At 42.8% G+C, this 23,699-nt stretch carries 24 protein-coding genes and 1 pseudogene; 14 read left to right on the top strand and 11 right to left on the bottom strand.

What is annotated here, in order from left to right:
• Positions 1–427 precede the first annotated feature (427 nt).
• A complete protein-coding gene (locus tag CTN07_RS15555) occupies positions 428–979 on the top strand; it encodes a gamma carbonic anhydrase family protein (RefSeq protein ID WP_005302122.1) in 552 nt (183 codons plus the stop codon).
• Here CTN07_RS15555 and CTN07_RS15550 read toward each other — a convergent pair.
• Genes CTN07_RS15550 through tsaC form a run of 4 tightly spaced genes read right to left on the bottom strand, consistent with a single transcriptional unit; the run spans position 969 to position 3,550 of the window.
• Positions 969–1,235 (bottom strand): DUF1488 family protein, encoded by a 267-nt coding sequence (locus CTN07_RS15550; RefSeq protein ID WP_005302125.1) that lies wholly within the window; start codon positions 1,233–1,235, stop codon positions 969–971. The genes CTN07_RS15555 and CTN07_RS15550 overlap by 11 nt on opposite strands.
• Before the next feature lie 6 nt (positions 1,236–1,241).
• Positions 1,242–2,069, bottom strand: coding sequence for a shikimate dehydrogenase (aroE, locus tag CTN07_RS15545; RefSeq protein ID WP_005302128.1), 828 nt, complete (start codon positions 2,067–2,069; stop codon positions 1,242–1,244).
• Positions 2,070–2,077: 8 nt separating this feature from the next.
• A complete protein-coding gene (gene hemF, locus CTN07_RS15540) occupies positions 2,078–2,989 on the bottom strand; it encodes an oxygen-dependent coproporphyrinogen oxidase (RefSeq protein ID WP_005302131.1) in 912 nt (303 codons plus the stop codon).
• A 3-nt stretch (positions 2,990–2,992) separates the two neighbouring features.
• On the bottom strand, positions 2,993–3,550 hold the full coding sequence (tsaC, locus tag CTN07_RS15535) for an L-threonylcarbamoyladenylate synthase type 1 TsaC (RefSeq protein ID WP_005302134.1): 558 nt from the start codon (positions 3,548–3,550) through the stop codon (positions 2,993–2,995).
• Between the two features lie 192 nt (positions 3,551–3,742).
• Here tsaC and purE point away from each other — a divergent pair, with 192 nt between their 5' ends.
• Together purE and CTN07_RS15525 are read left to right on the top strand one after the other, a co-directional pair.
• Complete coding sequence (purE, locus tag CTN07_RS15530) at positions 3,743–4,228, top strand: 5-(carboxyamino)imidazole ribonucleotide mutase (RefSeq protein WP_005302138.1); 486 nt, start codon at positions 3,743–3,745, stop codon at positions 4,226–4,228.
• Between the two features lie 2 nt (positions 4,229–4,230).
• Entirely contained in the window at positions 4,231–5,352 is a 1,122-nt protein-coding gene (locus CTN07_RS15525; RefSeq protein WP_005302140.1) for a 5-(carboxyamino)imidazole ribonucleotide synthase, read from the top strand.
• A 67-nt stretch (positions 5,353–5,419) separates the two neighbouring features.
• Here the strand turns inward: CTN07_RS15525 and CTN07_RS15520 are convergent, their stop codons facing one another.
• From CTN07_RS15520 to CTN07_RS15505, 4 genes are all read right to left on the bottom strand, one after another.
• Positions 5,420–5,977 (bottom strand): DNA topoisomerase family protein, encoded by a 558-nt coding sequence (locus CTN07_RS15520; RefSeq protein ID WP_005302142.1) that lies wholly within the window; start codon positions 5,975–5,977, stop codon positions 5,420–5,422.
• Positions 5,978–6,087: 110 nt separating this feature from the next.
• Positions 6,088–6,561 (bottom strand): DUF494 family protein, encoded by a 474-nt coding sequence (locus tag CTN07_RS15515; RefSeq protein ID WP_036764597.1) that lies wholly within the window; start codon positions 6,559–6,561, stop codon positions 6,088–6,090.
• Positions 6,562–6,563: 2 nt separating this feature from the next.
• Positions 6,564–7,658: a DNA-processing protein DprA gene (gene dprA, locus CTN07_RS15510; RefSeq protein ID WP_005302146.1), complete on the bottom strand. Its 1,095-nt coding sequence runs from the start codon at positions 7,656–7,658 to the stop codon at positions 6,564–6,566.
• A gap of 2 nt (positions 7,659–7,660) precedes the next feature.
• Entirely contained in the window at positions 7,661–8,719 is a 1,059-nt protein-coding gene (locus CTN07_RS15505; protein ID WP_005302148.1) for a LysM peptidoglycan-binding domain-containing protein, read from the bottom strand.
• Positions 8,720–9,007: 288 nt separating this feature from the next.
• On the opposite strand from CTN07_RS15505, the gene def reads away from it, so the two are divergent.
• The 6 genes from def (at position 9,008) to CTN07_RS15475 (ending at position 16,777) form a co-directional block, all read left to right on the top strand.
• The gene (gene def, locus CTN07_RS15500) at positions 9,008–9,520 is read left to right on the top strand and encodes a peptide deformylase (protein ID WP_036764599.1); all 513 of its coding nucleotides are present in this window, start codon (positions 9,008–9,010) and stop codon (positions 9,518–9,520) included.
• Between the two features lie 12 nt (positions 9,521–9,532).
• Positions 9,533–10,477, top strand: a complete 945-nt coding sequence (fmt, locus tag CTN07_RS15495) for a methionyl-tRNA formyltransferase (protein ID WP_005302152.1) — start codon at positions 9,533–9,535, stop codon at positions 10,475–10,477.
• Between the two features lie 138 nt (positions 10,478–10,615).
• A complete protein-coding gene (rsmB, locus tag CTN07_RS15490; RefSeq protein ID WP_036764601.1) occupies positions 10,616–11,893 on the top strand; it encodes a 16S rRNA (cytosine(967)-C(5))-methyltransferase RsmB in 1,278 nt (425 codons plus the stop codon).
• A 188-nt stretch (positions 11,894–12,081) separates the two neighbouring features.
• Positions 12,082–13,458: a Trk system potassium transporter TrkA gene (trkA, locus tag CTN07_RS15485; protein ID WP_005302158.1), complete on the top strand. Its 1,377-nt coding sequence runs from the start codon at positions 12,082–12,084 to the stop codon at positions 13,456–13,458.
• 6 nt (positions 13,459–13,464) lie between these two features.
• Positions 13,465–14,910: a TrkH family potassium uptake protein gene (locus CTN07_RS15480; protein WP_005302162.1), complete on the top strand. Its 1,446-nt coding sequence runs from the start codon at positions 13,465–13,467 to the stop codon at positions 14,908–14,910.
• 514 nt (positions 14,911–15,424) lie between these two features.
• The gene (locus CTN07_RS15475) at positions 15,425–16,777 is read left to right on the top strand and encodes a phosphatidylserine decarboxylase family protein (RefSeq protein ID WP_005302165.1); all 1,353 of its coding nucleotides are present in this window, start codon (positions 15,425–15,427) and stop codon (positions 16,775–16,777) included.
• Positions 16,778–16,825: 48 nt separating this feature from the next.
• Here the strand turns inward: CTN07_RS15475 and trhA are convergent, their stop codons facing one another.
• Both trhA and CTN07_RS15465 read right to left on the bottom strand, forming a co-directional pair.
• Positions 16,826–17,485, bottom strand: a complete 660-nt coding sequence (trhA, locus tag CTN07_RS15470) for a PAQR family membrane homeostasis protein TrhA (RefSeq protein ID WP_005302168.1) — start codon at positions 17,483–17,485, stop codon at positions 16,826–16,828.
• Between the two features lie 165 nt (positions 17,486–17,650).
• Complete coding sequence (locus tag CTN07_RS15465) at positions 17,651–18,325, bottom strand: FadR/GntR family transcriptional regulator (RefSeq protein ID WP_005302170.1); 675 nt, start codon at positions 18,323–18,325, stop codon at positions 17,651–17,653.
• A gap of 380 nt (positions 18,326–18,705) precedes the next feature.
• Here CTN07_RS15465 and CTN07_RS22820 point away from each other — a divergent pair, with 380 nt between their 5' ends.
• From CTN07_RS22820 to CTN07_RS15440, 5 genes are all read left to right on the top strand, one after another.
• The gene (locus CTN07_RS22820; protein ID WP_005302173.1) at positions 18,706–18,879 is read left to right on the top strand and encodes a hypothetical protein; all 174 of its coding nucleotides are present in this window, start codon (positions 18,706–18,708) and stop codon (positions 18,877–18,879) included.
• A gap of 175 nt (positions 18,880–19,054) precedes the next feature.
• The gene (locus CTN07_RS15455; RefSeq protein WP_005302176.1) at positions 19,055–19,321 is read left to right on the top strand and encodes a YihD family protein; all 267 of its coding nucleotides are present in this window, start codon (positions 19,055–19,057) and stop codon (positions 19,319–19,321) included.
• A 188-nt stretch (positions 19,322–19,509) separates the two neighbouring features.
• Complete coding sequence (gene ccoG / locus CTN07_RS15450) at positions 19,510–20,847, top strand: cytochrome c oxidase accessory protein CcoG (protein ID WP_005302178.1); 1,338 nt, start codon at positions 19,510–19,512, stop codon at positions 20,845–20,847.
• A gap of 42 nt (positions 20,848–20,889) precedes the next feature.
• A complete protein-coding gene (locus CTN07_RS15445; protein ID WP_005302181.1) occupies positions 20,890–21,879 on the top strand; it encodes a serine/threonine protein kinase in 990 nt (329 codons plus the stop codon).
• A gap of 89 nt (positions 21,880–21,968) precedes the next feature.
• Positions 21,969–22,568 (top strand): thiol:disulfide interchange protein DsbA/DsbL, encoded by a 600-nt coding sequence (locus tag CTN07_RS15440; protein WP_370466075.1) that lies wholly within the window; start codon positions 21,969–21,971, stop codon positions 22,566–22,568.
• Positions 22,569–22,660: 92 nt separating this feature from the next.
• On the opposite strand, the pseudogene CTN07_RS15435 reads toward CTN07_RS15440, so the two are convergent.
• A pseudogene (locus tag CTN07_RS15435) lies at positions 22,661–23,299 on the bottom strand (magnesium chelatase subunit ChlI family protein); the annotation flags it as partial.
• Positions 23,300–23,699 lie beyond the last annotated feature (400 nt).

The following is a 23,699-nucleotide window of genomic DNA, read 5'->3' as shown; positions in this document are numbered from 1 at the left end:
CTGCCGCCAGCGTTCAATCTGAGCCATGATCAAACTCTTCAATTAAAGTTTTGTTGTATCTAACGATACGGCTCAATGAATACTGTTAATTCATCATAAATGATGAATGAATTGACTGTGCTGATACCGAAGTATCACTTGGTCACTCAGTTTCATTGATTAAATCTTTTAGACTAAATCATTTTACGAGTGCCCACACAGATTGCATGGTCAAATTGTTAAAGAACAATACTGACTTTCGGTAACCGCTTGCGCCGTTGTCCGTGTCAGTGAGGTCGCATTATAGAGACTTCGATCACATTGGCAAGGGTATTTTTGCAAAAAACTTAGCTTTTCCTGCCAAGCGAACAAATAAACCACAAAAAGATCAGTTTGGTTGTAAAGAACAGCGTAAAATTAATAACTTCCCTTTCATTTAGGAACAAAAATGACATTTACAACTCAAGCAGACATTCGCCAATACCAAAATTATCAACCAAGGATCAGTAAAAATACCTATATAGACCCATCAGCTACCGTTATTGGCCAAGTTGAACTGGCGCCACATTGTAGTATTTGGCCTCAAGTCGTTATTCGCGGGGATGTGAACTATATAAAGATAGGGCGAGAGAGCAATATTCAAGATGGGTCGGTCTTACATGTCAGTCGACCATCACCACAACACCCAAATGGTTTTCCTCTATTAATAGGAGAACAAGTAACGGTTGGACACAAAGCCATGTTGCATGGATGCACAATAGGAAATCGAGTATTAATCGGCATGGGCACCATTATTTTAGACGGTGCAATCATTGAAGATGAGATCATTATTGGAGCAGGCAGTGTTATACCGCCCAATAAACATTTACTGTCGGGTTATCTTTACTTAGGCAATCCTATCAGACAAGTTCGACAATTAAGTGATGCCGAGAAATCCTCATTGACTCTCTCGGCAAACAACTATGTTCGTTTAAAAGATGAATATCAACTTAACCAATAATGATATCGCCACACTCATCAAAACGTTCATCTTCAATCATCTCTTCTGCGATTTCTTCAAGATCAAAGCGCAGTTCAACAAAACGAGCCAATATTATCTCTTTATTGGCTAACTCTAGATTAGGAGAATGTTGTTGTAGCCAAGCTAAAGATACCCAACACGTAATTAAAGCACCGGCCTGCTGAGCTGGGAAATTAACGGCTTGGCGCACACTGTCCCATAGCTGAATATCTGCAAATAAAATATCTTGATTCATTTTCTACTATTTACCTTGTAATGAGCGGCGTAATTCTCGTTGAACCTGCTTCGCCCCAGGTCGTAACCCACGCCACAGCATAAAGCTCTCAGCGGCTTGACCGACTAACATACCAAGTCCATCTAGATTTTTGCTTGCACCCAGCGTACTTGTCCAGTTATTAAAAGCTGTTGGTTGAGCCCCATAAACCATATCGTAACAACACGAGTGATGAGTAATAACAGAAGTTGGCACATCAGGCACAGAGCCCGACAAACTGGCTGATGTAGAATTTATCACAACGTCAAACCCATCTTGCAATGCTAACGTTTCATTGTCCATTGCCGTAATATTACCAAAAGTGGCAAATGTATCCGCTAAGGCTTGAGCTTTATCATAAGTACGATTAGCGATAACCAATTGTTGGGGATTTTGTGCCAATAGCGGCAAAATAACCCCGCGAGCAGCGCCCCCAGCCCCAATTAATAGAATTCGCTGATTTTCAAGCGTTACTTGATGAGCCAATAAGTCCTGTACCAACCCCTCACCATCAGTGTTATCTCCCAGTAATACACCATCATCTAATAATTTAAGTGTATTCACCGCTCCTGCTAAACGTGCACGTTCTGTCAGTTGGGTTGCGACGCGATAAGCTTGCTCTTTAAAAGGAACCGTGATGTTACAACCTCGACCTCCGGCAGCCAGAAAATCGTCTAATGCTGTTTGAAATCCGTCTAAGGGCGCTAATATCGCTTCATAACTCATTTGCTGACCTGTTTGGCGGGCAAATAAAGTATGAATATAAGGGGATTTACTCTGTGCAATGGGATGACCAAAAACTGCGTACTTATCCATAAGAAATCCTATTCAATCCAATTCCGTGGTTTGAGATAATATTGATAAAGCTCAGCTTCTGCACTATTGGGTTCAACCTGATAATCGTATTCCCACCGAGCTAATGGTGGCATCGACATAAGAATCGACTCCGTACGGCCTCCACTTTGTAAACCAAAGAGCGTTCCGCGATCATATACTAAATTAAATTCCACATAGCGACCGCGACGATACAGTTGAAATTGACGCTCACGCTCGCCAAAGCAATGAGATTTTCGCTTTTCGACAATCGGTAGATAAGCCTCCAAATAACCTTGCCCTACCGCTTGGATATAAGCAAAGCAGTTATCAAACTCCCATTGATTTAAATCATCAAAGAACAATCCACCAATACCACGGGTTTCGTTGCGGTGGGGTAAGAAAAAGTAACGATCACACCAAGCCTTATGTTGGGAATACACAGCGTCACCGAATGGTTGGCAAAGCTGATGGGCTACTTGGTGCCAATGAAGACAATCTTCAGCAAAAGGGTAAAACGGTGTTAAATCAAAGCCGCCACCAAACCACCAAACAGGTGCTTCCCCCTCTTTTTCAGCGATAAAGAAACGGACATTAGCATGGGATGTTGGTACATAAGGATTATGAGGATGAATCACTAACGATACCCCCATAGCTTCAAATCGTCGCCCTGCTAATTCAGGTCGATGAGCCGTTGCTGATGCAGGCATTTCAACGCCAAATACATGAGAGAAATTCACTCCGGCTTGTTCAAATACCTGACCATGACGTAATACTCGCGTACGACCGCCACCACCTTGTTCTCGTTGCCAATCATCTTGCTCAAACTGTGCAACGCCATCTTGTTGTTCAAGAGCGCGACAAATTTGATCTTGTAACTGCAGCAAAAAGGTTTTCACCGCTTCTTTATCTATAAAGGCCATATATTACCCTTGTCGAAATACTTTACCCGTTTGTGCATCACGGATTTCAGATGGATTATCACGACCACCCACTTCGCCTTGTAAGATAGCCGCTAAATAGTGCCCCAACTGCGCTTCAACGTCTTGATAGGTACGCCCAGGTTCTTGTCCTGTTAAATTAGCGCTCGTTGAAGTTATTGGTTTACCAAACTGACGACACAGTTGTTGAACTAAAGGGTGATCACTGACCCTTACGGCAATAGTCTCAAATTGGCCAGTTAAAAATTTAGGGACCGACGGTTTCGTTGGCATCACCCAGGTTACAGGTCCTGGCCAGCTATTTTTTATCTGCTCAAGTTGGTTGGTCGTCAACTGACTTTCATCAACATAAGCTAATAACTGATCATAATCCGCAGCAATTAAAATTAAACCCTTCTCTATTGGGCGCTGCTTTAATGCTAAAAGTTTGTGTACGGCTTGTTCGCTATCAGGATCGCAACCAACCCCAAATACCGCTTCTGTTGGATAGCCAATCACTTCTCCTTGTTGGAGAGCGGCTACGACTTGAGCAAAATTATCCACAACGGCCTCTTCTCTTTTTTACTGTTATCTGTTTAGTTTCGGTTTGAAGTGCTTATCTTACCCAGTCCCTATTGTCATAGCTATGCAGGAATTAAATTCGATGCAAAACCCTGACGCAAACGTTTTCCTTAACGAAAAAGCACCGTATAATGCCGATATCGGTCGCTTTATACCTATTTCAAGGAGAACACAATGAAAGTTGGGATCATCATGGGCTCACAGTCAGACTGGCCAACAATGCAACATGCTGCTGAAATGTTAGAGCGGTTTAATGTCGAATACGAGACCAAGGTTGTGTCTGCTCATCGAACTCCACACTTATTGGCTGAATACGCTCAAAACGCGCAGCAAAGAGGTATCACAGTTATCATTGCTGGTGCTGGCGGAGCCGCTCATTTGCCAGGGATGACAGCTGCATATACTTCATTGCCAGTACTGGGTGTTCCGGTTCAATCTCGCGCCTTAAAGGGGCTTGATTCACTTCTTTCTATTGTTCAAATGCCAAAAGGTATTGCTGTTGGTACTCTTGCTATTGGCGAAGCGGGAGCTGCAAATGCAGGACTATTAGCCGCTCAGATCATTGCAACATCTAATGAAGAAGTTCGCCTTGCTATCGAAGCGTTTCGTCAACAACAAACCGATACTGTTCTTAGCCAACCCGATCCTGGTCTGGAGTAACTATGCAAGTATTGATCTTAGGTGCAGGCCAGTTGGCTCGAATGATGTCTCTCGCTGCAACGCCACTAAATATTAATGTTCTGGCATTCGATGTGACGACCAATACCATAGTCCATCCAATTAGTGGGCAAACTTATCCATATAGCCTTGAGCAAGCCATTGCACAGAGCGATGTAATCACGGCAGAGTTTGAACATATTGCCCATGATATTTTGGATTTATGCCAACAAAGCGGCAAACTCTTTCCCGCGCCAGAAACCATAAAAATTGGTGGTGATCGCGCAAAAGAAAAAGCATTGCTCGATAATGCCCAAGTAGCTAGTGCACCCTATCACATCATCCATAATCAAGACGATTTGATCTCAGCAATCACTGCAATAGGTCTACCTTTGGTACTAAAAAGTACATTGGGAGGGTACGATGGAAAAGGTCAGTGGCGTCTGCATGATCAACACGATGTCGCCTCGCTTTGGCCTCAGCTGGCAGCGTGTATTGCAGCCACACCAAATCAAGCCATTATTGCAGAAGCTTGGATCCCATTTCAGCGCGAAGTTTCCATAATCGGAGTTCGTGATAAGCAAGGTAATATCACCACCTACCCATTAACCGAGAATATCCACACTAATGGCGTTTTGAGTCTTTCCACTGCGTTAATAGAAGATAACCAGCTGCAACAACAGGCTAACTGTATTTTTAGTCAAGTTGCAGAACAATTAGATTATGTTGGTGTGTTGGCGATTGAACTGTTTGATGTAAATGATCAACTGCTGGTCAATGAGATTGCACCTAGAGTTCATAACTCAGGCCATTGGACTCAACAAGGTACCTTATGTTGCCAATTTGCAAATCATATCCGGGCTGTTTGCGGTCTGCCTTGTGGTGATAGTGCCGCACGATGCGCCTCCGCAATGATCAACATTTTAGGCATTGATTCTTTGCCAACCGAAATTTACCAACTGCCATATTGCAGCGTACATTGGTATGGTAAAGAAGCGAGAGTTGGGCGAAAAATGGGGCATATTAATGTGACTGCAGCCACCACAGAACAACTGCAGCTGGCGTTACAGCACTTAGGATCGATTCTACCAGAGACCCAATTTCCAGCCCTACCGAGAGAGCACTGATATCCTATTAACTCCCGTATCAAACAATACCAATCCATCTAAGGCGCTCACAATCAGCGCCTTAGGTTTATTTAGTGTCAGTACTATCTTGATAGGCTTGGCAATGACGGTTAGCACACTGCAACTTCACACCTGCGGCCAGTTTTTTCTCTATTAATAAGGGATAATGGCACGATTGGCACTCTCCAATCACAGGCTTATTGTTCACAGCAAAGCGACAGCGTGGATATTGATCGCAGGCGTAAAACAGTTTGCCATAACGGGACTTACGCTCGACTAAATGACCTGTTTTACATTCAGGGCAAGCGATATGCGTCTCTTCCGCTGGCTTTTCTGGTGAAGAGATATAATCGCATTGAGGATAGCTGGAACAGCCAATGAACATTCCAAATCGACCTTGGCGCAACACTAATTCTTGTTGGCACTTAGGACAAGGAACGCCCAGTAATTTCACTATGTGGCCATCATTTTGCTTTAGCGGTTGAATATAATCACACTCTGGATAATGGCTACAACCAAGAAAAGGTCCATGTTTACCAAAGCGCATTTGCAATGGCTCACCACATTGAGGGCAAGTTTGCGTTAAGGCATGTTCATGATTAGAAAATAACGATGAGTGCGACATAGAAGGAAATACCAGCAGTGATCAATAAAGCTACAGTAGCAAATCGCGGTAGAATAAAAAATGAAAAATCGGGCCGATATTACCCGATCTGTTCACTTTTATTGGCTATCTTAATGGAGATACCCTTCTTGAGTACCATATAGCAACTCTTCCATCTGAGTATATGCATTTTCATTATCTGGCGCGTTAAACAGAACCATTAAAATAATCCATTTCAGATCATCGAGTGTGAACTCATTGGTATCGAGTTCCATTACTCGATCAACAACCATTTCTCGTGTCTCAGTACTAAGCACGTTCAGTTGTTCAAGGTACGTCAAAAAGCCACGACATGCGATATCAAGACGTTGCATCTCTTGTGGCGTATAAATACGCATCGAAGTGATCGCACTCATATTGGCATATGGTGTATCGCTATCTTCTTGCAGTGCTGCGAGGTTTTCCAACCAATTTAGTGCCTTATAGATATCATCTTGATGAAACCCTGCACGCACCAACTCTTCCGATAACTCATCTTGATCCAACATGAGTTCAGCATCGCTTTGAATGTAGGTTTCAAACAAGTACATCAGTATATCCATCATGGCTAGCCCCTCCTCGTTCTGATATAACCACCAGGTAATGCGGTGACCAATCCGAGCAATTCTAATTCTAATAATTGCGTCATGACATCATGAACTGGCATTTGGCTGCGCTCAGCTAAGACATCGACTGGTATCACTTCGCTGCCTACGGTAGCCAACAGTTCAGGAAATGGCAATTGTTCATTTTCTGTCTCGGGTAGAGCTTGGCTTAATTGGTGATTAATTGCGCATTCTGTTAGGGCGCCTACCTCCTCGAAAATATCTTGAGCACTTTCTACAAGTTTAGCACCCGATTTTATCAATGCATTACAACCTCGGCTGGCGGGATTATAAATAGAACCAGGTATAGCAAAGACCTCTCGGCCTTGCTCTAAAGCATAATTAGCCGTAATTAATGATCCACTTTTTTGAGCCGCTTCCACAACCAATACTCCAACAGATAAACCGCTAATAATCCGGTTTCTACGTGGAAAAAATTGGGCTCGTGGTTTTTCTTGCGGCCAAAACTCAGAGACAAGAGCGCCCTGCTCAACAATACTTGCAGCTAACGATTTGTGACATGCGGGATAAATCTGCTCCAGCCCGGAACCTAAAACGGCAATGGTTGCCCCGCCATGACGTAGGGCTCCTTGATGAGCTTGACTATCGATGCCCAAGGCTAAGCCACTGGTTACCACATAATTTTGCGCCACAATATTTGCAGCAAAGTCAGCGGCAATTTCTCGACCATCAATACTGGCTGAGCGACTACCAATAATGGCAATTTGAGGCTGGGCTAAGAAAGAAGGATCACCTTTAACAAATAACAAAGGAGGTGCTGAGCTGATCTCCTTTAATAAAGGTGGATACAAGGGCGAAACTAAAGGAATAATGTGACAATGGGGACGCTGCTGCCAATTTAGCGCCAAATCTATTTTCTTATTGTCGGGATGCTTAATGGCGGCAACCTGCTTTAGCGTCAACCCGATACTTCGCAGTTCAGACTCATCCATTGCCATAATTTGCTCTGGCATTGCGTGTTGTAATAAACGACTGATACGGTGGCCACCGAGTCCAGGAACAGCCACCAATTTCAGCCAAGCATGGATATTGTCCATTATTAATATGTTGGCGGTAATGCCACAACTCCTGCTTTAAATGGTTCAAAACTCTTTGTTACTACAGCTAAACTAAAATACTCATAGGGACGTAAGACCATAACCTCACCCACCTCAATGTGCTTCAACTGTTGTTCAGCACCGGAGAATCGACTGTCGTGATAAGCGTATTCCCCTCTTGGACCAGAAATATCAGCCCCATCACGATACAATTTAAACACCTGCCCCGGCTCAAAGTTATCTAGATGACCACGATCGAGTATTACCACTTGTTTTGACGCCATATATTGCTGACCCGAGATAGAACCAACCACCTGAGCTTGCAGCTGGCTTGGGGCCACGGTTGGAGCAAAAGACATATTTAAACTACGAGTATCAATTGGAGCAGGAAGCACTAAATCATTTTGATGAATCTCTTGTCGTAATTGCGTCAGTCTTAGCAAACTGCGTTCTTTATCAATGGCTTTAACACGGGCTTTGGCTACCTCTTGAAGAGCCATCACTTGATGTTTAGTCCCTTCTCCTTCACGAGAGAATGTTTCATTAATGCGATAAATCCACCATTCACTGCCACCATCAAGAACGCTATCAACCCAAATCGTATCACCAGGAGCCATATAACTACGGCCATCACTTGACCCTATCACTCGGGCTACATTTTCTAAGCTTTGGGCAGAAAGTAACTTGTCTTCAGCTAAATAAGGAAACATTAAACTGTCATGTAAGGTGGTAATGGGTGAACTTGCAATGCGCATTTTAGGCGTCAATTTCACTTGAGCTTTACCCCTATCCAAAACTAATTGGGGCTGGCCTTTCACCCAACGTAAGCGTAATCGGTCACCTGGATAAATTAAATGCGGATTTTTAATATAGCTATTGGCGTGCCATAACTTTGGCCATAACCAAGGATTATCAAGAAAATACGATGAAATATCCCACAACGTATCACCTTTTTTAACGATATAAGTTTGTGGCGCATCTTGTCTCACTATAGGTAAGTAGTCAGCCCAAACCAACGGCACCCATAATGCTAAACCCACTAACCCTAACCACCGCTTCATGCCATTACTTCCTTGTTTACGCGTAAGATTTCCCCAAAGAGAAAGAGTCGCATTGACATTAAGATCTGTCTATTACTCACGCTATAACATCCATAACCTTTTCGGCAAACATCACTGTTTATTTTGGTTATTGCAAAAAAACAGCATCAAGTTAGCGATGAATACCGCACCCTAAAATGCTGGGCCTCAAGATACCCTTTTTATCTAGACTGTTATTTAAACCCTAAAATGACTAGAATTAGGACAATCGAATTTACTGATATCACCCAGTTGATAAGTTGAGTCGCTATGTCTTTATTACCCGTATTAACGTTTCCTGATGATCGCTTGCGAACAATCGCGCAACCAGTAGACAAGGTTGATGCTGAAATCCAACAGATCGTTGATGATATGTTAGAGACCATGTATCACGAAGAAGGCGTGGGATTAGCTGCGACTCAAGTGAATATTCACCGACGTATTGTGGTGATCGATACCTCATCGACCCGAGATCAACCTATGGTCTTAATCAATCCTGAAATTACTACCACAAGTGGTGATGATGGTATTGAAGAAGGATGTTTATCGGTCCCAGGCTCTCGTGCTTATATTCCACGAGCTGCCGAGGTATCGGTTACAGCGCTGGATAGAGACGGCCAAAGCTACCGTTTTGAAGCCGATGGATTACTGGCTATTTGTGTCCAACATGAACTGGATCATCTAAATGGTAAGCTTTTTGTTGATTATCTATCGCCGTTAAAACGTCAACGTATTAAACAAAAGTTAGAAAAGCTCCAACGTTCTAACCAAAAACAACATTAATTAGAGGTTACCTTGAGCAAGCCATTACGTATTGTATTTGCTGGTACTCCTGACTTCGCCGCCCGTCATTTGGCGGCGTTGTTATCTTCAGAACACGAAGTTATTGCAGTATACACTCAGCCCGATCGCCCAGCTGGCCGTGGTAAAAAATTGACCGCAAGTCCAGTAAAACATATTGCTCTTGAGCACGATATTCCGGTTTATCAGCCAGCGTCTCTACGCAATGAAGAAGCACAACAAGAGCTTGCAGCTTTAAATGCTGATCTAATGGTTGTGGTTGCTTATGGTCTATTACTACCAAAAGAAGTGTTAGATACACCGAAACTGGGTTGTATTAACGTTCATGGCTCCATTCTGCCTCGTTGGCGTGGTGCTGCACCTATTCAACGTTCGATTTGGGCTGGCGATAGCGAGACTGGCGTAACGATTATGCAGATGGACGAAGGTTTAGATACCGGTGATATGCTGCAAATTGCGACGTTACCAATTGAAGCTAACGACACTAGTGCAACCATGTATGAAAAGCTGGCAGAACTGGGGCCTGTAGCATTAGTTGACTGCCTAGCAGATATTGCGACAGGTAAAGCGGTTGCCACCAAACAAGATGATGAACAAGCAAACTACGCGAAAAAGCTGAGCAAAGAAGAAGCGAAAATTGATTGGACCATGGATGCTGTCGCCATTGAACGTTGTGTTCGAGCATTCAATCCTTGGCCAATGAGCTACTTTGAAGTAAGCGAACAAAATATCAAAGTATGGCGCAGTGAAGTGGTTGCAGAAGATCACGGTAAACAGCCGGGTACCATTTTAAGTGCGGATAAGCACGGTATCGTTGTTGCAACAGGCCATGGCGCCTTACGCCTACTAGAGTTACAACCTCCAGGTAAGAAAGCGATGCAAGTACAAGACTTATTGAACTCTCGTCGTGAGTGGTTTGAAGTTGGTAGCGTACTGTAACCGCTTAAGTTTGTTCTTGTTACTATGATATAAGTGCAAACATTAATAGGCCCAACATCATTGGTTGGGCTTTAACTTTATTTTTCTTTATCACAGAAAAAGCGCATCAGAGATGGTGCACCAATAACAGGTATAGGTATGAATGTAAGAGCGGCAGCAGCCCAAGTCATTTACCAAGTGGTCGATCAAGGTCAATCACTCTCTACAGCACTTCCGGCTGCCCAGCAACAGATCAAAGAGCGCGATCAAGCGTTACTGCAAGAGATCTGCTACGGCGTCCTACGTTGGTTACCCCGTTTAGAATCCATCACCCAAAAACTGATGGATAAGCCACTAAAAGGCAAACAACGCGTATTCCATCACCTTATTTTGGTCGGTTTATATCAATTGGGTTATATGCGTATTCCAGCCCATGCAGCCGTTGCCGAAACGGTAAATGCCACCAAAAACCTGAAAAAACCTCAGTTACGTGGGCTGGTTAACGCTATTTTGCGTAACTATCAACGTCAGCAGCAAGAGCTTGATGCCCAAGCGGTAAGCCACGATGCAGGCAAATATGGCCATCCAAGCTGGCTATTGAAACTACTAAAACAAGCTTACCCAAATGATGTAGATGCCATCTGCGCGGCTAACAATACCAAAGCTCCGATGTGGCTACGAGTAAACCGCCAACACCATAACCGCGATGAATATCGTAAGTTACTTGATGCTGAAGGTATCGCAACGGAACTGCACCCACAAGCGGGAGATGCGCTACGCCTATTAAGCCCTTGTGATGTGTATAAGCTGCCAGGATTTGAGCAAGGTTGGGTATCAGTACAAGATGCAGCAGCACAATTAGCTATTGAGTACCTACAACCACAAGCTGGCGAATTGATCTTAGATTGTTGTGCCGCACCCGGTGGTAAAACGGCTCACATTTTAGAGCATGTTCCTTCAGCTCAAGTGGTTGCTATCGATTGTGATGAACATCGTCTAGCCCGAGTTCATGACAACTTACAACGTCTAAATTTACAAGCAAAAGTGCTGTGTGCCGATGCGCGTTATCCAGAAAAATGGTGGGATGGCGATAAGTTCGATCGTATTCTTCTCGATGCTCCATGTTCTGCAACCGGCGTAATCCGCCGCCACCCAGATATTAAGTGGCTTCGTCGCGGCGAAGACATTGCAGCACTAGCTCAACTTCAGGCTGAAATTTTTGATGCGATGTGGTTGCAACTAAAATCCGGTGGTACTTTGGTGTATGCAACCTGCTCTATCACACCGCAAGAAAACCGTGATCAAGTTTCTGCATTCTTAACGCGTACAGCAGATGCCACTCTTGTTGGTTCAGAAGCGACCAATCCGGGTCGTCAGATCCTACCTGGTGAAGAAAATATGGATGGCTTCTATTACGCGGTACTACAGAAAGCTTAACCAATTATCTCTTAATATAAGCGGAACTTACCTATCAAGTTCCGCTTTTTCGTTACTGTTTGCTTAATATCACTCTCAAGAATAGGATTGTGAAAAACTGGCACTCTGTATAAAAACCGAGCAGCAAACGGTGATTATTAATGTTAAGCATAGTAATCTATCGAGACTCTATTAATCAGGCATAAGCTATGAAAATCATTATTCTCGGAGCTGGACAGGTTGGCGGGACTCTCGCTGAAAACCTTGTCGGTGAGAACAACGACATAACTATCGTCGATAAAGACCCAGAGCGTCTGCGTGAATTGCAAGATAAATTCGATTTACGTGTAGTGCAGGGCTTTGCAAGTCATCCTAGAACATTACGCGAAGCAGGGGCACAAGATGCCGACATGTTAGTTGCCGTCACCAATTCAGACGAAACCAATATGATTGCCTGTCAGATCGCTTTCTCCCTGTTTAATACCCCAAATCGAGTTGCTCGTATTCGTTCTCCTGAATACATCAAAGAAAAAGAGCAACTGTTCCAATCAGACGCGGTTCCTGTTGACCATCTGATCGCCCCAGAAGAGTTAGTCACAGGCTATATTGAACGCCTGATTGAATATCCAGGTGCATTACAAGTGGTCGGTTTTGCCGAAGATAAAGTCGGTCTAGTTGCAGTGAAAGCCTATTATGGTGGTCCGTTAGTTGGTAACGCCCTCTCAGCACTACGCGAACACATGCCTCATGTTGACACTCGTGTTGCTGCCATTTTCCGTCAGGGTCGCCCTATTCGCCCGCAAGGTACCACCATTATCGAAGCCGATGATGAAGTCTTTTTTGTTGCAGCAAGTAATCACATTCGTTCGGTTATGAGTGAATTGCAGCGACTAGAGAAACCATACAAACGCATTATGATTGTTGGTGGTGGTAATATTGGTGCCGGTCTTGCTCGTCGTCTAGAGCAAAGCTACAGTGTAAAACTGATTGAGCGTAATCCCGATCGCGCCGAAAACTTATCGGAAATATTGCAAAAAACCATCGTCTTTTGTGGTGATGCCTCGGATCAAGAACTGCTCAGTGAAGAACATATCGAACAAATTGATGTGTTTATTGCCGTTACTAACGATGATGAAGCCAATATCATGTCAGCCATGCTAGCAAAACGTATGGGTGCCAAAAAAGTTATGGTGCTTATCCAACGTGGAGCCTATGTTGATTTAGTACAAGGTGGCACCATAGATATTGCAATCTCACCACAACAAGCAACCATCTCAGCACTACTAACCCATGTTCGTAAGGCTGATATTGTTAATGTCTCTTCTCTTCGTCGCGGTGCAGCAGAAGCCATTGAGGCTATTGCCCATGGTGATGCAAGTACCTCTAAAGTTGTTGGCCGAGCGGTGGGTGATATTAAATTGCCGCCAGGTACCACCATTGGTGCCATTGTTCGAGGCGAAGAAGTGCTCATCGCCCACGACAGAACGGTTATCGAACAAGATGATCACGTGGTTATGTTCTTAGTTGATAAGAAATACATCCCTGACGTTGAGCGTCTATTCCAACCAAGCCCATTCTTCTTGTAATTTATTATGGTCAATTTTCGTCCCATATTATTCGTACTGGGGTTAGTGTTATCTAAGCTAGCCCTATTTATGTACGTGCCCACATTAGTGGCATTTTTTACTGGTACCGAAGGGTTTATCGATTTTGCCACGGCGGTGATTATTACCCACACCGTTGCATTTTTATGTCTAACCTTTGGTCGAACAAAAGAGTTTAAGCTCAGTGTACGCGATATGTTTCTGCTTACCACCTTGGTATGGACAGTCGCTAGCGCCTTTGCCGCTTTACCTTTTGTCTTTATAAATCACATCAGCTTTACCGATGCGTACTTTGAAACCATGTCGGGGATCACAACGACAGGTTCAACCGTATTAAGCGGTCTTGATGGAATGGCGCCAAGCATTTTGTTATGGCGTTCAACCCTGCAGTGGCTTGGAGGTGTTGGCTTTATCGTTATGGCAGTAGCCATTTTGCCAATGCTAAACGTAGGTGGTATGCGTCTGTTCCAAACAGAATCATCTGATTGGTCAGATAAAAGTGCCCCTCGAACCAAAAGCGTGGCCAAAAACATTGTGAATGTCTATTTGACCCTAACAGCGCTGTGCATTATTGGTTTTATCCTAGCAGGGATGAATACCTTTGATGCTATTAACCACGCCTTCACAACTTTGTCGACTGGTGGATATTCTACAACCGATAAATCAATGAACGCCTTTTCTCACAGTGCCCACTGGGTTGCAACCGTCTTTATGTTCGCCGGCGGCTTGCCTTTCTTACTATTTGTTCAAGCGTTAAAGAAAAAGAAAGCTCGTTTACTGTTTGGTGATGCGCAGGTTAAGGGTTATACCGTTTTGGTTCTAGTATCAAGCGCCATTGTTGCTGCTTGGTTGGTGGTTAAAATGAACTATCAGGTACTGGATGCGATTCGAGTTTCAACCTTTAATATTGTTTCGGTTGTCACGACCACAGGTTTTGGTCTGGATGATTTCACCGCTTGGGGCCCACTGCCAAGCATCATCTTCGGCTTTATTATGCTAGCCGGGGCTTGTTCAGGCTCAACGTCAGGGGGTATGAAAATCTTCCGTTTTCAAATCGCCTTTGCGTTGCTGAAAAAACAAATGATGCAGTTAATCCACCCATCAGGGGTTTTTGTTCAGCGCTACAATCAACGCCCTGTTACCGAAAGCGTCGTCAGCTCAGTGGTGGCATTTGCCCTTACTTATATCTTAACCATAGTATTTGTTGCCGCAGTATTAGGTTTAATGGGTCTTGATCCGATCACCAGTATTACCGGTGCCGTTACCGCTGTTGCTAACGTTGGTCCTGGTATGGGTACCGTAATTGGCCCAACAGGTAACTTTGCAGGCCTACCGGATGCTGCTAAATGGGTATTGAGCTTTGGTATGTTAATGGGCCGTCTTGAGATCCTCACCGTATTAGTGGTGTTCTCCCCAGCCTTTTGGCGAGACTAAAAAGACAGTAATAACAAGCATCCAAAGAGAGCGATTAAGCTCTCTTTTTTTATCGATAAAAAGGCACAAAATCCTAATTACTTGTTTAAAATAAGCATAATTTCGATATAAACCACATAAGAGAGAAAATAACTAATATCATGTTTTTACAAGAAAATTAAATTTAACCAATAGCAATTCATTAAAATTGAACTGCATATTTACCAATCATTAACTTAGCGGAAATCGATACAAAATTGACGAAAAACAAAACCAGAAAATAATCTCACACTATAACTGGTCACAACAACAAAACAACATAAACAGTTGTTATTAAAAATAAAAACAACAACCAACATCAAAAATCACACCATAAACCCCACCACTATTATTAGCCTATTGTTGATATTTGCATATTCAGCTTACTTTTTTCGTGAGTAGGCAGTGTGAATAAAGCGTGTTATTACTAATTACAACGATATAAAACACAATTCAATTAGTGTCAGCTTTAATTAATAAATGAAGGATTATAATCATGACAAGCGCCAATCGAACTAATACTTGGCTACCACAAAACCGAGCTCATACTCAGGCTTGGATCCAAAGTCTTAAATCTCGTACCGATTTCAATGCTGAACTTGTTGCTCCGATTGCGGAATTTAAACAACTCGTGGCAACCAACCCAGTTTTAGCATCACTTGCTCAAGAAATGTTTACCGAAGCAAAAAGTCATAAAGATCTTACACCGCTAAATGGTATGGCTGTGAGTGACTTTAATGAGTTTTTGGTTTTGCTTAATCAAATTATGACGCAAGCACCAGAGTACACTGAGTACTTTGATCCAAAAGAAGGGGCTCTAGAACCTTATGGCTTGATTGGCTTTCCTATCAACGCTTTGCTCGATTGGCCAATGGCAACTGATGCCGGCAATATCTTTTTTGCAAATGAATTAGTTAACCAACAATTGAAGAAAATTCTTAGCTACTGGAGTCAGTACCTTTCTAGTCCTGAGTCTCGTTCTGTGTTGATCAACGATTACCCAGATCGTGTTCCTCAAGTTGCGGGTTGGTTAAGTGCAGATGTAAAAAGAAAGATTATCGAGGTTGCATGTCAAGCTGACCCTCTAGATTCAGAAAAACGTAATCAAGAGTTTGCAGACTTCTTTAATTGCGATCCTAGCGATACCTATTATAGTTTTGCTTCTTGGGATGATTTCTTTACTCGTACTTTCAAGCCGGGTGTTCGTCCAGTAGCGCAAGGGGATGGTGTTATTGCCAATGCCTGTGAGTCAGCACCATTACAAGTTGTCAAAAATGTTGATAAGTCCGCTCAGTTTTGGCTAAAAGGTCAACCTTATTCTCTAGAGAATATGATGGGCTTTGATCCTCTTGCAGAGCAATTTGTTGGCGGTACGATTTATCAAGCCTTTTTAAGTGCTCTTAGTTATCACCGCTGGAATAGTCCAGTCAGTGGTACTGTGAAAAAAGCTTATATGCTAAACGGCTCTTATTATTTAGGTAACCGTTATCAAGGCTTCTGTAACCCAGAAGGTGCTGATGACAGCGCACCAAATAACTCTCAGCCATTTTTAACTGCAGTTGCCACTCGTGCCGTAATCTTTATTGAATCAGACAATCCAAAGATTGGTTTAATGTGTTTTATTGCTGTGGGTATGGCAGAAGTTTCTTCTTGTGATATTACCGTACTAGAAGGTCAGCACATTAATAAAGGGGATGAGTTAGGTATGTTCCACTTTGGTGGTTCAACTCACTGTCTAATCTTCCGTCCAGAAGTTGAGTTGGAATTTGATTTTCACAACACTACACCTGGTTTAGATGCAACTAACATCCCAGTATGTAGCCGTATCGCAACGGTTAAAAATCAATAATGATTTAGACAACAAAAAGGACGGTGATACCGTCCTTTTTGTTATTAATTATATGGACTTAACATAAAAATAGATGGCACAAAAATGGCAAATTGAACCGCCTAATACAAATAGATGCCAAATTGCGTGGTTATAGGGAATTCGTTTATTAACATAAAACACCACCCCAATTGAGTAGATCAATCCCCCTAATGCCAGTAGAACTAATCCCCCCGTCGACAATGCCATAGCTAACTGATAAATCGCAATTAACGATAACCACCCCATTGTCAGATAAGTAATAAGAGAGAGTTTTTTAAAGCGATAGACAAATACAATCTTGGCCGCAATCCCCATCAAAGCTAATAACCAAATAATGACCATTAACGTGATCGCTAATGGTGTACGTAGGGAAATCAATAAAAATGGGGTATAGGTTCCTGCAATCAAAAGAAAAATCGCGCAGTGATCGAAAGTCTTAAGTGCTCGCTTAGCCCGTTCAAAAGGAATGGCATGGTAAAGTGTTGAGGCTAGATAAAGCAGAATCATACTGCCACCGTAGATACTCAAACTGACAATACTAAGAGCATCAGCTTTCGCATTCACGGCTTGCACTAATAACAACACTAACCCAACAATGCCAAAAATCATGCCTAAACCATGACTCACACTATTGGCAATTTCTTCTTTTACCGAATATCCAGCCGCAAGTTGGGGCTTTTTGTCCATGTTAGCAACCTTCTACAAATAACGTTATATCGCTGATGGCATCAGTATGGCACAAGTTAGCTTACACGTGTAAGCTGAAATTCTGTATTTTTTGTAACAAAGAAAAAAGCGGATAATAACCAACAGGTTACTATCCGCCTTTTCAATAAATCAGCTTATTTCAATTTACTTAACTAATGCTAACGATGCCTGATAAGCCTTGTCTGAATCTTTCTCTAAGATGCCATCAACAATTTGTTGGTGCAGTTCTAACTTTAAGATTTGCTCGCGAGTCACTACACGGAAATACTTCTCAAATACCGCTTTAAATAAGTTACCAAACGGGCTGATAAAGTGGTTCCCAGAAGCAAAATAAATCAGCTGATGAAAACGTGTATCCACTTCAATCCAACGATCTTGATTAAAATCATCGCCTAATGCGTGCATCTCCAGCATCAATTGATGTAACTCTTGGCGCTCATCATCACTGGCATTAATCGCGGCAAGTGCCGCTGCTTGTGGTTCTAACGTTTGACGCACTTTTTGGAATTCAGCAATAATTTCAGAGTGCTTATCGAAACTTAGCCATGCCAACAAATCCTGATCCAGGTAGTTCCAGTTTTTCTTTGGCATCACACGAGTACCGATACGAGGGCGAGGTAATACTAAGCCTTTTGCCGCCAACATTTTAATCGCTTCACGTACCGCAGTACGGCTTACACCATACATCTCACCCAGCTCCACTTCACCAGGTAAAATATCACCCGGAGCGGTTTCGCCTTCTAAAATTCGGCGACCAATCGCTTCTGCCAGCTTATAAGATAAGTTGCGATTCGCAATAATACGCTGTTGTTGATCCATAGCTCCTCTCCCAAGGCACAGTTATAATTGTAGTTCTAAGTAAGCCCATTATACGGAATAACGAGTCTCCAATGGCTATGGGCTGAATTCACATCGTTGTGATATTACACCACAAAGCAAGCAATGAATTGTCACCAAAGCTTAAAATTCATGGTAATCGCATGGCTTTTTCGCCATTTGTTCGTTCATTCTCCGCAAGCAATAAAACAGCGGTTAATTTTTGCTCGACTTTTAGTATAACCGTTGTTATCCTTAGCGGCGAAAAGTTAACCACATCAGAATCCACTCTTTGGTTAGGGATAGAACCAAAATGGAATCGTCCCTTGTGTATTCTGATCTCTTGTTTTTGCACGGACGCGCGTGATGAAAGGTAAATTACCATGCGCCCAGCTTCATTTGCTCGCTTTGCCCCTCGTAGTCCATCTCGTTTTCGTACGACATCCCACGCACCACGATTCCAAGCGAAAACAAAAACAGCACAAGTTCATACTTTGCCAAACCAAGAGACTACAGTAGAAACACACACTACAACTGAAGATCCTAAAGCGGCTTAAATCAATCGCTTGACCCCATATTCATAGAATTGAGCAGTTTTACCACTGCTCAATATTTTCTGATTTCTGCATAATGCTGTTTGTCTCTCTCCTCGCTTTAGTATAAGTTACCCACACTAAAACTATGACAATAGAATCCTATCGCGATTCATCAGCCTAAATTGTGGAGTCCATCATGAAAACTCACCGCGTAAACGAATTGATTGAGCTATTACACCCTGAATGGCAAAAAGATCCTGATCTAAATCTGGTTGAATTCCTACTGAAACTGGCTCAAGAAGCTCAGTATACGGGCAAGCTAGAAGATCTGACTGATGATGTACTGATTTATCATCTGAAAATGCGTAACAGCGAAAAAGATGCCATGATCCCAGGTCTTGCTAAAGATTGTGAAGACGATTTCAAAACCGCAATCTTACGCGCACGCGGCATCATTAAGTAAAACCCTATCGGTAGCAGGTGATAACGCTCACTATTGCCTGCTCTCTTTTCCTCTCAGTAAATCCCCACAACTCTCACAAAATCACGTTTTTCTCCCCCTTTTCGCCACCAACTAAAATATAATTATTCAGTAACATTTTGATTACAGATATTTGGTGTGTTTGGTCTACCAGAAAAGGATTTTAGGTTATGGCCTCAAGCAAAATTTATGTTCGCGCAATAACAGGCTACTACCAAAAGTTAAGGCAAAAAATCACATGGGTGCTGATGCTGTTATTTATTGCCCTACCTTGGCTTAACTATCAGCAGCGACAAGCCATTTTATTTGATATTGAGCATCAACAATTTCATCTTTTTAGCACCACATTATGGCCGCAAGATTTCACCATCTTAGCCCTTATTTTTATTATTGCGGCCTTTGCTCTGTTTTTTATTACCACGTTTCTGGGTCGAGTATGGTGTGGCTACCTCTGCCCACAAACAGTATGGAGCGCCCTATTTCAATGGTGGGAAGAAAAACTAGAAGGCCCGGCAAATAAACGTCGATCTCAAGATAACAAACGTTATAGTTCATCCCTTTGGCTTAAAAAAACGGTTAAACACTGCATTTGGTTACTGATCGCGTTTTTTACCGCGGTCAGCTTTGTTGGTTATTTTGTCCCGGTCCGCCAACTTATTAGCCAAAGCATCACCTTTAATCTTTCTAATGGGCCACTTTTTTGGATCGTTTTTTTTACCCTTTGTACTTACTTAAACGCAGGTTGGTTACGTGCAACAGTCTGCCTTCACATGTGTCCTTATGCTCGTTTTCAATCGGCCATGTTTGATAAAGACACCTATATCGTTGCATACCACAATGACAGAGCCGAACCCCGCGGGCCTCGTTCGCGCAAACAAGATCCAAAACAGTTAGGACTAGGGGACTGTATTGATTGCAACCTCTGCGTTCAAGTCTGTCCAACTGGCATTGATATCAGAGATGGCTTGCAATACGAGTGTATAAACTGCGGAGCCTGCATTGATGCTTGTGATAACACCATGGCTAAAATGAGTTACCCCAAACGCTTAATTAGCTACACCACAGAACATCAACTTACCGGGAAGAAATCTAATATCTTGCGGCCAAAACTGCTCGCTTATGGTGGTGTTCTTAGTGCTATGACTGTCGCTTTTCTTTTCTCGCTCAATACCATTAAACCAATGGAATTTGATGTGTTACGTGACCGAAATCAGCTTTTTCGAGAAACGAATCTCGGCCAAATTGCCAATACCTATACCTTAAAAGTGAGTAACAAAAGTCAGCACATTGCCCAATATCAATTAACGGTCGATAGCCAAACACCGCTGGCTTGGCAGGGAAAGCGTACTGTCATTTTACAACCGCAAGAAATTGCCAATATTCCAATCACTCTCACCGTTGAGCCCAAACAGATAACCCAATCGCTGTGGCCTATTACTTTTAAAATAGCGACAGAAAATCAACAAACCAGCACAGTAGAAAGCCGATTTATCGCCAAACTCAACTAACTTACGTTACACTTGAGCCACATAGGTGGTAGGAATCAAAAAATGTCAGCAGAAAACCGTTTTAGTTTTGCTCAACTCACTCCCGATCATTTGCTCTCTGCATTAGAAAGCATTGGCGTATATGCCGAATCTGGCTTATTGGCTCTAAACAGTTATGAAAACCGGGTGTACCAGTTTAAAGCTGAAGATGGTGCACGTTATGTTGCCAAATTTTACCGCCCAGAACGTTGGAGCCAAGAGCAAATTCTCGAAGAGCACCAATTTACCCAACAGTTAGCGGATCATGAAATTCCCGTTGTTGCGCCCACCAATATCAACGGCTCAACCCTTCATCAGTGGCAACAGTACCGTTTTGCGTTATTTCCAAGTGTTGGCGGTCGCCAGTTTGAAGTGGATAATTTTGATCAATTAGAGTGGGTAGGACGTTTTCTTGGTCGTATTCATCAGATCGGTCAACAACAAACCTTTTCGGCTCGACCAACCCTCAGTTTTGCAGAATATGTTGAGCAACCAAAAGCCATATTAGAACAAAGTGACTTTATTCCAGATTATTTAAAATCAGTCTTTTTTGCCGATCTTGAGCAATTAATCATTCAACTTCGCCAATTTTGGCATACTGATTGGCAAGCTATTCGTCTACATGGCGATTGTCACCCGGGCAATATTTTATGGCGAGATGGACCTATGTTTGTCGATCTTGATGATGCTCGTAATGGCCCAGCTGTACAAGATTTGTGGATGCTATTAAATGGCGAACGCCAAGATCAAATAGCTCAGCTCGATACTTTGCTGGAAGCCTACAGCGAATTTGCCGACTTTGATCAACGTCAGTTGCAACTTATCGAGCCTTTACGCGGTCTTAGAATGGTGCATTATATGGCCTGGTTAGCAAAACGTTGGCAAGATCCTGCGTTTCCACGTGCATTCCCATGGTTTGCTGAGGCAAAATATTGGGAAGGACAAATCCTAGCCTTTAAAGAGCAAATTGCCGCATTACATGAAGCACCACTACAATTAATGCCACAATGGTAATGCGATAAACAAAAAATCATAGGTGTAGTGTTGTGCTATACCAAACCAGCTATTGAGTTAGCACACAAGATTATCAGGGAGCTACAATGATCAAAAAACTACTCACATTAGCCAGTGCGGCACTGCTATCACTGTCTGTTCATGCGGCAAAATTTACTGAAGGCGACTACTACAAGGTATTGGATCGCCCAGAGTCAACAACGCCGATGGTGACAGAGTTCTTCTCATTTTACTGCCCACACTGTAATAGCTTTGAACCTATGATGCAGGCGCTGAAAAAAACTTTACCTGAAAACGCAACCTTCCAAAAAGAGCACGTCTCTTTCATGGGCGGCCCAATGGGTAAAGTATTGAGTAAAGCCTACGCGACAGCAATCGTGTTAGATGTACAAGATAAACTGACTCCAGTGCTATTTAATCGTATTCATGAAATGCGTAAGCCTCCTCGTAACGAAGCTGAAGTACGCCAAATTTTCATTGATGAAGGGGTAAAACCAGCAGACTTTGACGGTGCTTATAACAGCTTTGCGGTAAATTCTATGGTTAGCCGTTTTGATAAAGATTTTGAGGATAGCGGCTTAACAGGTGTTCCAGCGGTTATCGTCAACAACAAGTATCTGGTTGAGGCGGGCAAAATCACCTCTGCACAAGAGTACTTTGACTTGGTGAACTTCCTACTGAAGAAGTAATACCCATCTCTAATGTTCAAGGCCGCGACTCTCTCGCGGCCTTTTGCTATCTAACTATCTAACTATCTAACTATCTAACTATCTAACTAAAATCATATTGCTTGAGCCGTTAACTGCTTCAATAACCGATCCATCGCCCGATATCCTAACGCTTCAGCTAAATGCGCTCGCTCTATCTGCTCACAATTACTTAAATCGGCAATGGTTCGTGCCACCTTAATAATGCGGTGGTACGCACGAATCGATAACCCCAACTGATGCAATGCATTTTCAAGAAACTCCGCATCTTCTCGAGCCAGAGCGCAATGTTTATCTAACTCCCGAGTCGAAAGTCGAGCATTCACTTTTCCTGCTCGCTGATCCATTAAGGTTCGCGCCTGATTAACTCGCGCTTTAATCACTGGAGTACTCTCACCGCGCTCACCACCTTGAGCTAAAGTACCTTTCGGCAGAGCTGGGATCTCAATCGACATATCAAACCTATCAAGCAGCGGGCCGGAGAGCTTACTGAGATAGCGCAAAATAACTTGAGGATTAGTTCGAGTTTGTGCGCCTTCATAAAACCCTGTTGGACTCGGATTTAGCGCTCCAATCAATTGAAAATTTGCCGGAAAGGTTGCTTTACTGGTTGCCCGAGAAATCACAATCTCTCCCGACTCTAAAGGTTCACGTAATGAGTCCAAAACCTTACGCTCAAATTCGGGCATTTTCCTAATATCGAGTTTGAGTAATAAATATTGTCAATTTGAGGCTTTGAATGTTGTGAGTGTTGTCCGAGTTAGTGGAGCGCATCGCTTCAGATGCTAGCGGAATGTAGTGGTCATTCATTTTTCCATTTAGCCGAGCAAGTAGCTATATTATCCATTCAATCTGACGCCTTCATCGAACCCCTTCTCATGAATGAATATTCACTTAATCGTTAGGTGCAACAACTGATTCAGTCACAGTATTCAGATAGAGAGCGAAACTGCTGCCAGCTAAAACATTTATGCCCCAAAGTGAGTTTGGGGTATCTTTCGTTTACATATCACGATTCTAGTTTTAGCTTACTTAAAGTAATCTGATATAACTATCATTTTGATTTGCTACATTTAAATTGTTACAGCGTCCGGTTAAAATAAGGGCTTTAGA

The sequence above is a fragment of the Photobacterium damselae genome (assembly GCF_003026815.1).
In the GTDB taxonomy this organism is placed as follows: Bacteria; Pseudomonadota; Gammaproteobacteria; order Enterobacterales; family Vibrionaceae; genus Photobacterium; species Photobacterium damselae.
The sequence above is the reverse complement of the archived record's forward strand: the minus strand, read 5'-3'. Positions and strand labels throughout refer to the sequence as shown.

What these genes read in the sequence shown, in the direction of transcription:
- CTN07_RS15555 (WP_005302122.1), top strand. Translation starts at nt 428, where the DNA reads ATGACATTTACAACTCAAGCAGACATTCGCCAATACCAAAATTATCAA.
- CTN07_RS15550 (WP_005302125.1), bottom strand. Translation starts at nt 1,235, where the DNA reads ATGAATCAAGATATTTTATTTGCAGATATTCAGCTATGGGACAGTGTG.
- aroE (WP_005302128.1), bottom strand. Translation starts at nt 2,069, where the DNA reads ATGGATAAGTACGCAGTTTTTGGTCATCCCATTGCACAGAGTAAATCC.
- hemF (WP_005302131.1), bottom strand. Translation starts at nt 2,989, where the DNA reads ATGGCCTTTATAGATAAAGAAGCGGTGAAAACCTTTTTGCTGCAGTTA.
- purE (WP_005302138.1), top strand. Translation starts at nt 3,743, where the DNA reads ATGAAAGTTGGGATCATCATGGGCTCACAGTCAGACTGGCCAACAATG.
- CTN07_RS15525 (WP_005302140.1), top strand. Translation starts at nt 4,231, where the DNA reads ATGCAAGTATTGATCTTAGGTGCAGGCCAGTTGGCTCGAATGATGTCT.
- CTN07_RS15520 (WP_005302142.1), bottom strand. Translation starts at nt 5,977, where the DNA reads ATGTCGCACTCATCGTTATTTTCTAATCATGAACATGCCTTAACGCAA.
- CTN07_RS15515 (WP_036764597.1), bottom strand. Translation starts at nt 6,561, where the DNA reads ATGATGGATATACTGATGTACTTGTTTGAAACCTACATTCAAAGCGAT.
- dprA (WP_005302146.1), bottom strand. Translation starts at nt 7,658, where the DNA reads ATGGACAATATCCATGCTTGGCTGAAATTGGTGGCTGTTCCTGGACTC.
- CTN07_RS15505 (WP_005302148.1), bottom strand. Translation starts at nt 8,719, where the DNA reads ATGAAGCGGTGGTTAGGGTTAGTGGGTTTAGCATTATGGGTGCCGTTG.
- def (WP_036764599.1), top strand. Translation starts at nt 9,008, where the DNA reads ATGTCTTTATTACCCGTATTAACGTTTCCTGATGATCGCTTGCGAACA.
- rsmB (WP_036764601.1), top strand. Translation starts at nt 10,616, where the DNA reads ATGAATGTAAGAGCGGCAGCAGCCCAAGTCATTTACCAAGTGGTCGAT.
- trkA (WP_005302158.1), top strand. Translation starts at nt 12,082, where the DNA reads ATGAAAATCATTATTCTCGGAGCTGGACAGGTTGGCGGGACTCTCGCT.
- CTN07_RS15480 (WP_005302162.1), top strand. Translation starts at nt 13,465, where the DNA reads ATGGTCAATTTTCGTCCCATATTATTCGTACTGGGGTTAGTGTTATCT.
- CTN07_RS15475 (WP_005302165.1), top strand. Translation starts at nt 15,425, where the DNA reads ATGACAAGCGCCAATCGAACTAATACTTGGCTACCACAAAACCGAGCT.
- trhA (WP_005302168.1), bottom strand. Translation starts at nt 17,485, where the DNA reads ATGGACAAAAAGCCCCAACTTGCGGCTGGATATTCGGTAAAAGAAGAA.
- CTN07_RS15465 (WP_005302170.1), bottom strand. Translation starts at nt 18,325, where the DNA reads ATGGATCAACAACAGCGTATTATTGCGAATCGCAACTTATCTTATAAG.
- CTN07_RS22820 (WP_005302173.1), top strand. Translation starts at nt 18,706, where the DNA reads ATGCGCCCAGCTTCATTTGCTCGCTTTGCCCCTCGTAGTCCATCTCGT.
- CTN07_RS15455 (WP_005302176.1), top strand. Translation starts at nt 19,055, where the DNA reads ATGAAAACTCACCGCGTAAACGAATTGATTGAGCTATTACACCCTGAA.
- ccoG (WP_005302178.1), top strand. Translation starts at nt 19,510, where the DNA reads ATGGCCTCAAGCAAAATTTATGTTCGCGCAATAACAGGCTACTACCAA.
- CTN07_RS15445 (WP_005302181.1), top strand. Translation starts at nt 20,890, where the DNA reads ATGTCAGCAGAAAACCGTTTTAGTTTTGCTCAACTCACTCCCGATCAT.